This window comes from Methyloceanibacter methanicus, assembly GCF_001723285.1.
Classification (GTDB): Bacteria; Pseudomonadota; Alphaproteobacteria; order Rhizobiales; family Methyloligellaceae; genus Methyloceanibacter; species Methyloceanibacter methanicus.
Genome location: NZ_LPWG01000004.1, coordinates 12,626 through 24,527, shown reverse-complemented (window position 1 = coordinate 24,527; position 11,902 = coordinate 12,626). Strand labels below are relative to the sequence as shown.

14 protein-coding genes and 2 tRNA genes are annotated in these 11,902 nt (G+C 60.4%); 3 read left to right on the top strand and 13 right to left on the bottom strand.

Annotation, left to right across the window (positions count from 1 at the left end):
* The first annotated feature begins 61 nt into the window (after nucleotides 1-61).
* Complete coding sequence (locus tag AUC68_RS02885; protein ID WP_069436271.1) at nucleotides 62-361, top strand: hypothetical protein; 300 nt, start codon at nucleotides 62-64, stop codon at nucleotides 359-361.
* 121 nt (nucleotides 362-482) lie between these two features.
* Here the strand turns inward: AUC68_RS02885 and AUC68_RS02880 are convergent.
* Nucleotides 483-559: transfer RNA gene (locus tag AUC68_RS02880), tRNA-Pro, on the bottom strand.
* A 232-nt stretch (nucleotides 560-791) separates the two neighbouring features.
* On the opposite strand from AUC68_RS02880, the gene AUC68_RS02875 reads away from it, so the two are divergent.
* Nucleotides 792-865, top strand: a tRNA-Gln gene (locus AUC68_RS02875).
* A gap of 250 nt (nucleotides 866-1,115) precedes the next feature.
* Here AUC68_RS02875 and AUC68_RS02870 read toward each other — a convergent pair.
* From AUC68_RS02870 to AUC68_RS02860, 3 genes are all read right to left on the bottom strand, one after another.
* Nucleotides 1,116-2,858: a recombinase family protein gene (locus tag AUC68_RS02870; RefSeq protein WP_069436270.1), complete on the bottom strand. Its 1,743-nt coding sequence runs from the start codon at nucleotides 2,856-2,858 to the stop codon at nucleotides 1,116-1,118.
* Nucleotides 2,851-3,288: a DUF2924 domain-containing protein gene (locus AUC68_RS02865; protein WP_244500360.1), complete on the bottom strand. Its 438-nt coding sequence runs from the start codon at nucleotides 3,286-3,288 to the stop codon at nucleotides 2,851-2,853. The genes AUC68_RS02870 and AUC68_RS02865 overlap by 8 nt, the downstream gene beginning before the upstream one ends.
* Nucleotides 3,289-3,375: 87 nt before the next feature.
* Complete coding sequence (locus AUC68_RS02860; protein WP_069436269.1) at nucleotides 3,376-3,996, bottom strand: DUF3489 domain-containing protein; 621 nt, start codon at nucleotides 3,994-3,996, stop codon at nucleotides 3,376-3,378.
* Nucleotides 3,997-4,306: 310 nt separating this feature from the next.
* Between AUC68_RS02860 and AUC68_RS16260 the strand changes: the two genes are divergently transcribed.
* The gene (locus AUC68_RS16260; protein WP_141701059.1) at nucleotides 4,307-4,870 is read left to right on the top strand and encodes a thermonuclease family protein; all 564 of its coding nucleotides are present in this window, start codon (nucleotides 4,307-4,309) and stop codon (nucleotides 4,868-4,870) included.
* 28 nt (nucleotides 4,871-4,898) lie between these two features.
* Here the strand turns inward: AUC68_RS16260 and terL are convergent, their stop codons facing one another.
* The 9 genes from terL to AUC68_RS02825 all read right to left on the bottom strand — a co-directional run bounded on the left by terL (nucleotide 4,899) and on the right by AUC68_RS02825 (nucleotide 11,731).
* Nucleotides 4,899-6,290: a phage terminase large subunit gene (terL, locus tag AUC68_RS02855; protein WP_244500359.1), complete on the bottom strand. Its 1,392-nt coding sequence runs from the start codon at nucleotides 6,288-6,290 to the stop codon at nucleotides 4,899-4,901.
* A 4-nt stretch (nucleotides 6,291-6,294) separates the two neighbouring features.
* Nucleotides 6,295-6,717 (bottom strand): DUF5681 domain-containing protein, encoded by a 423-nt coding sequence (locus AUC68_RS02850; RefSeq protein ID WP_069436268.1) that lies wholly within the window; start codon nucleotides 6,715-6,717, stop codon nucleotides 6,295-6,297.
* Nucleotides 6,714-7,367, bottom strand: a complete 654-nt coding sequence (locus AUC68_RS17390; RefSeq protein WP_244500358.1) for a DNA-methyltransferase — start codon at nucleotides 7,365-7,367, stop codon at nucleotides 6,714-6,716. Before AUC68_RS17390 ends, AUC68_RS02850 begins: the two co-directional genes overlap by 4 nt.
* Nucleotides 7,364-8,185: a ParB/Srx family N-terminal domain-containing protein gene (locus AUC68_RS17385; RefSeq protein ID WP_244500357.1), complete on the bottom strand. Its 822-nt coding sequence runs from the start codon at nucleotides 8,183-8,185 to the stop codon at nucleotides 7,364-7,366. Before AUC68_RS17385 ends, AUC68_RS17390 begins: the two co-directional genes overlap by 4 nt.
* Before the next feature lie 30 nt (nucleotides 8,186-8,215).
* Entirely contained in the window at nucleotides 8,216-8,707 is a 492-nt protein-coding gene (locus AUC68_RS02840) for a hypothetical protein (protein ID WP_141701058.1), read from the bottom strand.
* 426 nt (nucleotides 8,708-9,133) lie between these two features.
* Complete coding sequence (locus AUC68_RS02835) at nucleotides 9,134-10,162, bottom strand: cation:proton antiporter (RefSeq protein ID WP_244500375.1); 1,029 nt, start codon at nucleotides 10,160-10,162, stop codon at nucleotides 9,134-9,136.
* Nucleotides 10,147-10,335, bottom strand: a complete 189-nt coding sequence (locus AUC68_RS17065; protein ID WP_204376951.1) for a hypothetical protein — start codon at nucleotides 10,333-10,335, stop codon at nucleotides 10,147-10,149. The genes AUC68_RS02835 and AUC68_RS17065 overlap by 16 nt, the downstream gene beginning before the upstream one ends.
* 49 nt (nucleotides 10,336-10,384) lie before the next feature.
* Complete coding sequence (locus AUC68_RS02830) at nucleotides 10,385-10,786, bottom strand: SpoIIAA family protein (protein ID WP_069436266.1); 402 nt, start codon at nucleotides 10,784-10,786, stop codon at nucleotides 10,385-10,387.
* A 45-nt stretch (nucleotides 10,787-10,831) separates the two neighbouring features.
* Nucleotides 10,832-11,731, bottom strand: a complete 900-nt coding sequence (locus tag AUC68_RS02825; RefSeq protein WP_069436265.1) for an HD domain-containing protein — start codon at nucleotides 11,729-11,731, stop codon at nucleotides 10,832-10,834.
* Between the last annotated feature and the right edge of the window lie 171 nt (nucleotides 11,732-11,902).

Below are 11,902 nucleotides of genomic sequence, written 5' to 3'. Positions count from 1 at the left end.
CTTGAGGGCCTGTATCTGTGTCCCGACTCGAGGTAGCGTCCCCACTTGGGAGGATCATCGCATGCGGATCCTGGTCTTGGCGATGGTGCTTGCCGCGGGCGGCGCGGCCGCGCAGGATTTCCCGACGTCGGCGCTGACGCCCTACGAGACCTTTCGCAAGGCGTTGCTGCGCTATGGCTGGCATCCGATGGATGACGGTTCCGGCCGGAAGGGCATGCCGGAGGTGCGGTGTGGTGCCCATATGTGCATCGCCGCCTGGCGTGCGGACAACGGCGCCGTGATGGGGCTTTCCCTGTGGGAAGACGACGCCGGTACGCTCCGGGTGGCACCTCAAGCCGACGATTTCATCGAACACGACTGAGGACGTGCGTTGCGCGTTGTTGGCCTAGCCGTTTCGGCGGCCGTGCTCTTTTTTGTGCGCGTTGATGCGCGATCGTTTGCGGGCAAGGAGCTTTTCTGGAAAAGCTAACCCATTGATTCACTGGTCGGAGTGGCAGGATTTGAACCTGCGACCCCCTCGTCCCGAACGAGGTGCGCTACCAGGCTGCGCTACACTCCGCCTTGACCAAATGAATTGGCTTGAAGAGGGACCGTATATAGACGGCGCGGGACCCGCTCGCAACAAGGAGTCGGGCGGTCGCGGGGAAAGTTTTTCGCACCCCTAGCGGCCGCTCCATTGCCGAACGCGCCCGATGCTGGTAGGACGGCAGCCCGCTCCGCCCCAGACGAAAGAGCCGCGTGTTGTATCGCTTTGCTCGCCGGGCTATGGAGCGGTCTCCAATAGTGCGCGATGGGGCGTGGCCAAGCGGTAAGGCAACGGGTTTTGGTCTCGTGATCCCAGGTTCGAATCCTGGCGCCCCAGCCACACTAAATCATTGATATAGAACGATAAAACGTGTTTCACGCGCGTTTCACGGAACCTCCGCTTTTTGCGCCGTTTCCCGCGCCTTTGCCCCGCCTCACAGTGTGCACTCGAGCGGCAGAGACGTCTTTGTGGGGAACGAGGGCCGCTTCCGTGGCGGAAGTCTCTTGAGGGGCATTTTGGGGTCAACATTTCCGGCGGCTTCGAGGGGGAAGCATCGGCGGGATGTAAGGAAGCTTCGCGCCTGCGTGTCCTAGAATCCCAGCAGGGTCCGCTGTTCGGCCCAGTCGGTAGGGAGCTTGAGGGCCGACCGCATGAGCTGCTTGGCACTGAGCTGAGGTGGGTGTTTGCCATTGATAATGGCCGTCACGATATCGGGTGCCAGCGACGGAAGCCGCAGCAGACGCGACAGATAGCCGATAGTTAGGCGCTCCTGGCTGGCGATGGCCGGCACCGTGAGATCGGGGTCTTGCTGAAGTCTCTCCTGGAAGTCATGCGCGCGGGCAATGATGCGAAGCAAGCCTGGATCAGCTTGCACTCGGTCGTCTGCGTCGTGGACAACCAGTTTCATCTCACGGCCGACGCGTTGAAGCCGCGCCTTGACCTTGAGGTTCAGAGTGTCGCCGGGATGGCTGGCAGGGGGTGAGGCCTCCAAGCATGTGTCTAGGGACTGCGCTTGGAGTAGCGCGTGAAGTCCATGCCGACGAACCGTAATCCCAATGTGCTCGGAGCTGATATCGACCCGGTTGACGAGGGTCAGGAGCATCGATCTGACGGCATCCGGAGCCAGCGTTGGTAGCTCCTCCGAGATCTGACGGCCACGAGCTATGAGCCACTTTTGCTGTGCCCCATTTTGCTCGACGTCGCTGATCGCACTCAGGATTGCGCCTTGATCGGCGAGGAAGTCGCGGAGCCTGCCAATGACCAGGGCCTCCAGATTACCGGCGGGGATCCGCCGTCCGTGTGAATGGTCCGCAGCAGCTCGCGTGATGAGTGCCTTCGAGACGTAATACCGATAGCGCGTGCCCTTCTTCACGGCATGCGTAGGCGTCAGCCGCTCGCCGCTGTCGTCGAAGGCCAGCCCCGCCAAGAGGCTAGGGTACTTTGTGTCCGTGCCTGTGGTCCGGTTCACCCGGTTCTGGGAAAGGACAGTCTGGGCTTTGTCCCAAAGGGCTTGGTCCACGATAGGCTTGTGCTCTCCTGGGTAAGCATTGCCTTTGTGCGTGATCTCGCCGCGATAGATCCGGTTCTGCAGCATGAGGTAGAGGGCGCCACGGGAGAGCTTGTGGCCGCCGTAGACCCTTCCGTCCGCGAAGGTGCGCCGTTTGCTTCGGATACCCGCGGCATCGAGTTCAGCCTTGAGGGTGCGCACCGACCGGAGCGCGACGTAACGAACGAAGACATGAATGACAGTGCGGGCCTCCTCTTTGTTGACGACGAGCTTCCGGTCACGGACATCGTAGCCGAGCGGCGGCAGGCCGCCCATCCACATGCCCTTCTTCTTCGATGCGGCGATCTTGTCGCGGATTCGTTCGCCGGCCACCTCCCGCTCGAACTGGGCGAAGGACAGGAGGACGTTGAGGGTCAGGCGTCCCATACTCGTGGTGGTGTTGAACTGCTGCGTGATCGAGACGAAGGAGACGCCTCGCGCTTCGAAGACCTCCACGATCTTGGCGAAGTCGAATAGTGAACGCGTCAAACGGTCGATCTTGTAGACGACCACTACGTCCACTTTGCCGTCGGCGATGTCAGCGAGAAGCCGTTGCAGGGCAGGGCGGTCCAGAGTCCCGCCTGAGTAACCGCCGTCGTCATACAATGCAGGCAAGACGGACCAGCCTTCGTGCTTCTGGGACAGCACAAAGGCCGCGCAGGCCTCCCGCTGGGCATCGAGCGAATTGAAGGCCTGCTCCAGACCTTCATCCGAGGACTTGCGCGTGTAGATGGCGCAGCGGAGCCGCCTAGAAGGGCGCCGTATCGGCCCTCTCGACTTAGGCATCGCCGGCTCCCTTCGCAGGACTTGTCCGGGCCCGCAAAAGACCGAAGAAGCGGGGGCCAGACCAACGGGCCCCTGTGATCGTCTTGGCAACCTTTGTGAGGGACGAGTAGGTCGTGCCCGCATACTCGAAGCCGTCCTCCGTTACCGTGACGGTGTGTGTGCGGCCATGCCACTCGCGAATGAGCCGAGCACCCGGCTTCAAAGAGAGGCCGGGATCTGGAGCCATTCGGCCCGTTTTCCGTAATGTCTTCGCCAGCGTCTTGAGCTTGCGGCGTGTCGTCTTACCGAGACCGCCATGTTCAAGCTCCTGGCACCGATAGGCGATTCCGCGCATCAAGAGATCGCGGCTGATCCTTGGCGGCTCGCTGCGGTAGAGCCGCCGCCACTCCGCTTCGAGCTCGACCCGCGGACAGTCGGGCAGGGCACGCACGCGCGCAACAACATCCGCCTCGGCTTGAGCAGTGTCTCGCCGATACCGTCGCGGACGAGGACGAGAAGGCATAAGCCGTGTCATGGGTTAAGCCTTGGACGACGTGGCGATGCGATAGCGGCGCATGCCGCTTTTGCTGACCTCGGAGGTAAGCGGCAGCTCTAGCTTCTTCTTGACGACGCCTGAGAAGAAGCCGCGCACCGAATGCGGCTGCCAGCCGGTCTCGGCGACAATGTCGTCGATAGTTGCGCCTGACTTACGGCGCAGCATCTTGATCACGGCCTCCTGCTTGCTTTGCGAAGGCGCTGCGCGCTTCCTGGGCTTGGCGGATGAAGTCTTCCGTGGCCCGCTGCCAGGGTCCGCGGCCGTCTTACGCCGGCGCGGTAGACTTGCCGTCGCTTGCGACGGTTTGGTCTCCTCCGTCTCATTGATGCCGACGGCGAGAAGCCCACTCTTGGTGATGAAAAGGCCAAGAGGACGGCCCTGCTTGTCGCGGCGCCATTCGGGTGCGCCGTTATCGGTCTGCTTTTCCTCGGCCAGCTTTCGTTTGCACAGAATGTCGATCATGATCCGGTTTTGAGCGGCGCTTTTTGCGGCCAAACTTTCCGGCAAGGGCAGAAGTGATCCGTCGGGGCGTTGCGCCGCGGCGTTGAGGATAACGAGCTGCGTGTCGCTGAGTTTGGCTTTGGGCGAATTCGTCTTGGCCATTGTTGCCTCCATCGTGGCGCACCGGCCCGATGCCGGTGCTTCCACCGGCCACAGCCCGGCCAGGGGCCAGGGGGAGGACGTTGGCGGAGGCTTTCACCCGTCGCTAGGTCAGCCGCATGCACGCTCTCTTTCGCGTGGAAGTCCAGTCGATTCTTCGGCCGGCAATAGCGATGCCAGAACCTCGAACCTATAGAGATCAAAAAGCTCGCGAGCCGGGGCAGGATAGGCCGCACGGCAACCATTTGTTTGGATCGAAGCGGCACGTTGTAGCGAACACGAGCTAGGAGTCTCAGCGAGAGCTTTTCACGTCATGGCGCATATCATCCGACCCAACTTTCGTCGGCCGCGCCGCCATCCGCGGCGCAATCAGCACCGGCGAAGCTGGCTGAGAAGTTACTACGTTCGAGAAGGTCTTCTTGTACTAGCGATCTTCGCGGTGCTCTGCGCGGCTTACTACGTCAAAGAGAACCGGAATGTCGGGCACCCGATGTTGGGCGCAGGCGCGATTGACGTGATAGATGGCGACACCGTCCGCAGTGGCGGTCAAAGCTATCGACTTGTTGGATTCAACACACCTGAGACTGGCTGGCGCGCCGCGTGCAGCCACGAACGCGTTCTCGCGACCAAGGCCAAGGCGCGCCTTGAGGAATTGGTCGCAATTGGAGGCGTGGACCTCCAACGCATTGCGTGTGCTTGTCCGGCCGGCAAAGAAGGCACTAGCGCCTGCAACGCGGGCCGGCTTTGCGCCAGGTTGAAGGTCAATGGCCAAAATGTCGGCAGTGTTCTGATCGCCGAGGGACTAGCAGAACGCTATGTGTGCGGTGCCACGACATGCCCGCCGCGCCGAAACTGGTGTGGACAGGGCGCGCCTTAGACTACGCTTTGCGGTGCCGTGGGTGTCATTAAAGGTTGTCCAGTGTGTAGCCGGAAAATTTGTGAGCGAGCGCCTGGCTGATACTGTCGACTTGGTCGTCGTGCTTGCCATGGGGAAAGGCGAGAAGTTCGGCGAGCAAGTCAGGCATGAAGGGCGCATCCTTCGGAAAGTGCACGCGTCCGGCGTCGAACTTTGCCGCCTGGACGTATAGCCGGGTTGCCTTGTCCCGTTCCACCGGAATGGCCTTTACCCGATGTCGGCCCATCGACCGCAACTCTTGGGCCAACGCAATGCCGGCGGATGCGTCTTCGATCACAATGACGGTTGGCTCGTAACGCTCGGCGAGAGCCAAAGCCTTGGCGCGCAATTGCGGGAAATCGTACCGGCCGCGCTCCATGTTCAGAAGATAGTAGTGGTCGTCTTGAACTTGCCAGGCACTGAAAGCCGAATAGCTGTTTTGCGGGCCATCCTTGCTGGCCGCATCGACGCTCAAAAGGATCTTTGTCTTGGTCGTACGCTCAGGCGGCCGGTCGTACCACGTGATCCAACTCCTTTGGATCATGGCGCCACCTTCCGGGATCGGCGCCTGCTGGTACTGCGCGCCGAAGTCATAGGTGCCGAGGTCTTGCTGAAGGGCCCGCAGGGTCTCAAGCGACTCATGCTCCGGATGCAACGCAGTGCCGGCACGGCGGTAATGGAACTCATCGTCACCGACCTGCACCTGCTCGTCGATGTCAGCAATCGCCGGCAGGGTCAGGATTTCCCATCGACCGGAACTGCTCATGAGATGACCGGAAAGGTCGTCCATGTGGACGCGCTGCGTTACGACAATGATGGCGCCCGTCTCTTTGTTGTCGAGCCGCGACACGAGCGAGTTGGCGTACCATTGATTGAGACTGTCGCGGCGCACCTTCGACTGAGCGTCCACGGGCTTTTGGGGATCGTCGAGGATGATTGTTGCCGCCAAGCCCGGTGAGGACGCCGCCGACCGAAGTGGCTTTGCGGAACCCCTAAGTCGTGCTTGCCTCCTCATCGAGCTACGGCTCAGCCCCATCTGGGGAAAGGCACGGGCATACCAAGGCGACTCGACGATCGACCGGAAATCACGGGCGTGCTTCAAGGACAACTCACTTCCGTAGCTGATCGAGAAGATGCGCTGCCGTGGATCATGACCCAGAACGAAGGCCGGGAACGCCACCGACACCGTGATTGATTTCAGGTAGCGTGGCGGCAAATTGATGATGAGGCGATTGATCTCGCCGCGGCGAACGCGCTCGAGCTGATAGGTGATGGCTCGAATATGCCAGTTCGGAAGAAACGGCATGCCGGGATTGAGCGTGAGCACGCTGTACTTCAAGAAGCTCTCGAAGTCGTTCCGCAAAGCGAATTCAAGCAAGTCGCGTTCACTTATCCCATGCATCGGATCACTCCTTCTCAAGTTTGGCACTTGGGGGAAATCGTTTGGCGAACTCTTCGAGGATCGTCTGTTCGTCGTGGGTGAGCGGTTCGTCGTACCCAGTCTCGTCGCTTTCAATCAGCCGGTAGCGGTTCAGGAGAAAGCTCGTCGCCTTGAGGTCCCCCTTTAGGGCTGCCTCGAGGCATCGAAGCAATAGACCCTCTAGCCGCGAGATCTTGCGTGCTCGACCACCTTCGCGAACCTCCATGGGCTGGTGCATGATTTCGCGAAGGATGGTGGCTTCATTCTTTGCCCCCTTCGGCCGTCCCTTGGGATTGCCGCTATGGCCGGGCTTGAACTGGTGCTTCTTAGGCGGCTTCCCGTACCCGATCTCATAGCCATCGCCGGCATTCTTTGTGCGGGAATTTGCGGAGTGTTTGGGCTTGGTCATGAGCGGCGACCCCTCGAAGACTGAGAGGCGTCGGCCGGACTTGCCGCAAGCTCATCAAAGGTCTGGCGGTTGCTTTCGAGAATTGCGTCGCGCTTCGTCAGTTTCTGCCAACGCCGTATCGCCACGTCGGCGTAATGCGGGTCGATCTCGATGCAGAAGGCACGCCGACCGGTCTGCTCGGCGGCAATGATAGTCGTCCCGGAGCCGGCGAAGGCGTCGAGGACGATCGATCCACGGCGCGAACAGTCCCGCATAGCATCAGCGATCATGGCGACCGGCTTCACCGTCGGGTGCATTGCGAGTTCGTCCATACGCCCCGCTCGGAACGTGTTCACGCCGGCGTAGCGCCAAACATTGGACCGGTTGCGACCGCCGGCCCCAAGACCAAAGTTATTCAGATGGGGCGCCTGGCCATGCTTGAAGACGAAAACGAACTCGTGCTCGCTTCGATAGAAGCTGCCTTGACCCGCATTGTTCTTCACCCAGACGCACACGTTTTTGAGTTCGTCGAATGCCTCGGTGCCAGCGGACATGAGATCGGCGACATGGCGCCAGTCCATGAAGACGTAGTGTATGGCTCCGTCGATCGAGTTGTCGGCGCAAAGTCCAAGTGTGTCCTTGAGAAACGCCTCGAACTCGCCGGAGGTCATTTCGCCTGACGCGCAGGCAAACTCGCGGCGCTTGATGCGGCCGCGGCCGCCGACATTTCCTTGGATGCGGACATATACGGCGGGTCGTGGATGCCCATCTCGGCGATCTCACGGCCCATGAGCTGCGCGAAGGCCGCCTTGTCCCGCGCATCACCGACTAGGAGCCGATGGCGGCCCAACACGAACAGGGCGCCGGGCCACGACACCGCAGGGCCGTCCAGAGGCTCGACTGCCTCATCGGCGGCGTCGGCAGTGACTTCTGCCAATGCATCGAATACGGCATCGACTTCGGCCGGCTCGAAACCAGTGACGGACAGATCAAGTCCGATCTCTGGCAGGGCCAGTTCGAGTTCGCCAAGCTCGAGCGACAGGATCTCGAGATCCCAAGCGCTTTTGGTCGCGAGTTGATTGTCGGCGAGCGCGTAAGCCCGGAGCTCTGTCTCCGACAGATGCGAGACCCGAATGACCGGAATGCGCTTCAGCCCAAGCTTCTTTGCTGCGCCCCATACGACATGGCCGGCCACGATTCGGTTCTGCTCGTCGATCACGACGGGTTTGATCACGCCGAAATGGAGTACCGAATTCACGACGGCTTCTTCCTGCGCCTTGTTATGAGCGCGTGCATTCCGCTTGGCCGCCTTGAGGGACGCAGGCGGGAGCATTTCAACCATCCACGGTAGCTTCGAAGCAAGCGCACTCTCAGAAACCGCATGTTGGGTTTCAATTACCCGAGACTGTCTCACGCGTTTTGACATGGTCACCTCAATGCAAGTGGTGAAGGGGAGGCGGGAGCGCCAAACTAAGGCCAGCAACTGCACGGCCTATCGCATGCGATGTAGAAGCAAAGATCACGCGTTACCCCTTCCGCGCTTGCTCGGCGTCGTTTTCGCCAAGGCAGCCTGCAGGTCGTAGGCCTGTCGTGTCAGCTCCATCACAGTGAAAGAGATGCCCGCCTCGCGGAGCATGAATGGCATGAGCTCCTCATTCTCGAGGACGACGACCTCGCGAGTTTCATCGCGGACGTTCTGTAAAGTCCGACCTTTCCGCGAGGAAATTACGAGATAGAGGGGGTAGGTAGTCGAAACGGTAGCGGAACTCCGTTCCGTGATTTCTCGGATCCTCTTCTCATCGAAGAGCTCGGCGGGGTCCAAGTGGAGGATATACTCGTGCTTGGACTCGAGAAGAGGGCGCGCCTGTCGCATTATCTTGACGGCCGTGGCTTGGGGCCACCCGTGATGCATGAGGTCCAATGCTTTGAGCAGGGCGAAGACCTCATATGATGAGAAATAGACTTCGGCGCCACGTCCGGGAGCCTCGCCGCTGAAGAACGCGTAACGCATGCTCGCGGGATCTTTCGAGCTTGCACTCCGGCGGAGGCTGCGATCGGCATCCAACAGTCGTCTGATTTCTGTATGCAGAGCTAGGCTCGGCGCACGGCCCTGGCCGAGCGCCACCGAAATTGCCTCAAGGGCCTGATTGCGTTTGTAATCGCCCATAGCAACCCAACGTAGGGTTTCTATTTGACTTTGTAAATAGCTCCTGGCCCCCTTGGAGGATATCCAAAATTAGCTGAGGCCTATAATGCCTGTTCTTTGGTATGGCTGGTTTGGGGGAGCGAAGCGGACATCCCAGATCCGCTCAACGACGTCTGCAAATGACTCTCAGCGGACCGCGTAGCAATGAGCCCGCATGGGCAGCCTTGAGGGACCGCGCAAGGCAATGAGCTTGGATATCCTGGTCCAGCACAGCCCAACTGCGCCAGGCGCCTATCGTGTTGCCTGCTTCTCTGCTCCTGCAATCCACCTGGCCAGGGGATTGGCGGTTACACCATGCAGGATCAGGCTCAGCACAACAGTGCACGAGACCACCACGGCAATTAGTTCCGCACCCGGTACGCCCTCCTGAAAAACGATGGTAGCGAAGACGATGCTGGCAAGGCCGCGTGGACCGAACCATCCGAGGAAGAGCCGGCTGGCTCGAGACTCGTCGGTGCCGGCCAGCGCCAGGTAGTTCGGGAGCATTCGCACCAGGGTCAAGCTGAGCAGTGCGTACGCCGCTACTTGCCAGGTCGCCTGGTCGAGCACCTCGCCGACGACGGCGACTCCGAACAGCAGCCAGGTCAGGAGCGCGAGCGTTTCTCCTATCCCCTCGGCGGCATGCACCAGCTTATGAGTGCTGTCGCGGGCGATGTAACCGAAGAGCAGCCCGCCAGTGAAGGCGGCAATATAGCCGCTGCCATGGAGGCTCTGCGCCAGCGCAAAGCAGGAGATGGCAAGAGCCACAGTGGTCATTTGGACCCAGACGTCCGAAACCCAGCCTAGGCGCCAGCAGACCCGAAGTAGCCACCCGCCCATGAAGGTGACGCCCGTTCCCACAAGAAGCCCGATGCCGAGCTCCTCTGCGAGCAGGGTGAGCCCGAGGTCTCTCACGGACCCCTCCCCAGCGCCGAGCTCCAGCGCGATGAACAGGAACAGGATCGGGACGCACAGGCCGTCATTCAGGCCACTTTCGACGTTAAGGCCCTCGCGCAACTGCGCCGGGACTGACTTGTTGGTGACGACGGCCTTGCCGAGCGCGGCATCGGTTGCTGCCAACATGGTGGCGAGCATCGCGGCTTCCCAGACGCTCAAGGTGTCGAACATCACCAGCGCCAGGAGAAACCCCAGAGCGATGGCGCCGGGGAGGCCAATGAGCAACATGCGGGTGGGGATCGCGTAGCGTTGCCTCAGTGTCTTCAGGTCGGCGTTGGCAGCATCGATGAAGAGGAACAGCGCCAGAGTCAGGTCCGCGAGCACGCGCAAGAGGGTGTCGGGATCCTCTCCCGGAAACAGCCGAGCACGGCGGGGCCCATGATGAAACCAGCAGCGACGAAGATCATCGGGCCGGAGAAGGCCGTACGTTCCAGCCGCCCGGACACGACGCTGTAAAGGAAGACGAAGATAGCCAGGACAGCCAGTTGCTCGTACATGTTCCCGCGCAATCTCAGATTTGATCGCCAACTGACCGCACGAACGCGACTAGCGCAGCCATTTGCGCATGTCAGCAGACTTATCGGCGCCCCTTCGAGCTATCCAGGCGAGAGCCTTGTCCTCTTCGCTACCCTCGAAGTGCTTCACCTCGGCACGAATGAAATGGCTGACAAGCCGCGGCAAGAGCGCCAGGACGTCGGAGTCGCTGACGACGGCAACCTTAGCGATTTTTCTCTGATGGTCCCGAACAAATTTGAAGTGAGACAAGGCGCCATCAATATTCTGCCATCCGGGGAAGGCATCGGCACAAATCATTAGACCCTTGAGTTTGCCGTGACTCTCGATATAGGGACCGACCTCAGTGGCCAGTTCGGAGAAGTCCGCGCTTGAGAGCGGCCCCTCAGGGCGCACGATCAGAATTCCCTCATCGGCGAGCAATTCGTGAAGCATCCTGTTGGCTCCTGTATAGTTGGCGCACGCAAATCCCGCGACATTTTACCCCGTATCGTCGGAATAGATGCGGATGTACCGGCCGTTGACCTCGATCCCAACAAAGCGCTGCCGGAACTCAACGCAAAGGCGCTGAGCCAAATCGACCACGTCTTCCGTGCCGTCTGTTCTGATGCGCACAATAAGAATCGATCGTCTTCCGCGCTCGTAAACGGCCTCGGCCGGCTGCACAGTGGCGGCAGGAAATCTCTCCCCGATGAGCTGGCACAGGCGATCAACATCAACGGTTTCCAGAGGGCGATCCTCGGTATTCAACATGTAGACGAGATGAACAGGCTGTCCGATCTCGCTGTTCAGTTGCCGTGCAACGACCTCACAGCCGTCAATTTGAAACGGAGCATCGTCGCGAATCGCGCGGTCCACGTCTGCCGCCGTCTCATCGAAAATGCGTTCGATCGACACCTCCGTACCACGCGCCGCTTCGACCAACCGCCGACAATCTTCCAGATAGGCTAGTTTGCGCTCGGACGACCAGCCGGCCGGCGGGGAGACGGCGATGGCACGAAGATTGGAGATTACATCCGCAATTTTGACGATACGCGCCTCTCTCGACTTGCGCGCCATAGCCGCTAATCGCGCCTGCCGTCTTTCGGCCTTTGGCAAAGACATGTCATCGGAGTTTTCCCGCACGATCTCTGCCACTCGCTCGCCGAAGCTCTCCGACACATCCTCATAGGTCCTGGGCGTATCTTCCACCACGTCGTGAAGAAGAGCGGCAATCAACGTATCCGTGTCGACGCGACTTTCGCTCCGGGCCACAAGGCCGAAGACTTCAATGAGATGATTGATATAGGGCTCTTGTGCCGCGCCCTTCCGCCGCTGGTTCCGGTGCGCTTCGGCTGCGAACGAAAGCGCCTTCGTGATCCGCTCAATATCGGCGACCATAAGCCTTTACTCACTCAGCTCAGCCATTTTCTCTGGCCTTGGTGACAGTGTAACGTGAATCCTGTTTTTGTGCCTCTGATGAAGCGGCAGGCCGCTATGCCGAAAAACACACAGCGTAGGCACTGCGCGAGACGCTCTGTCGCGTGAGCTTCGCGATGCTTAACCATTAGC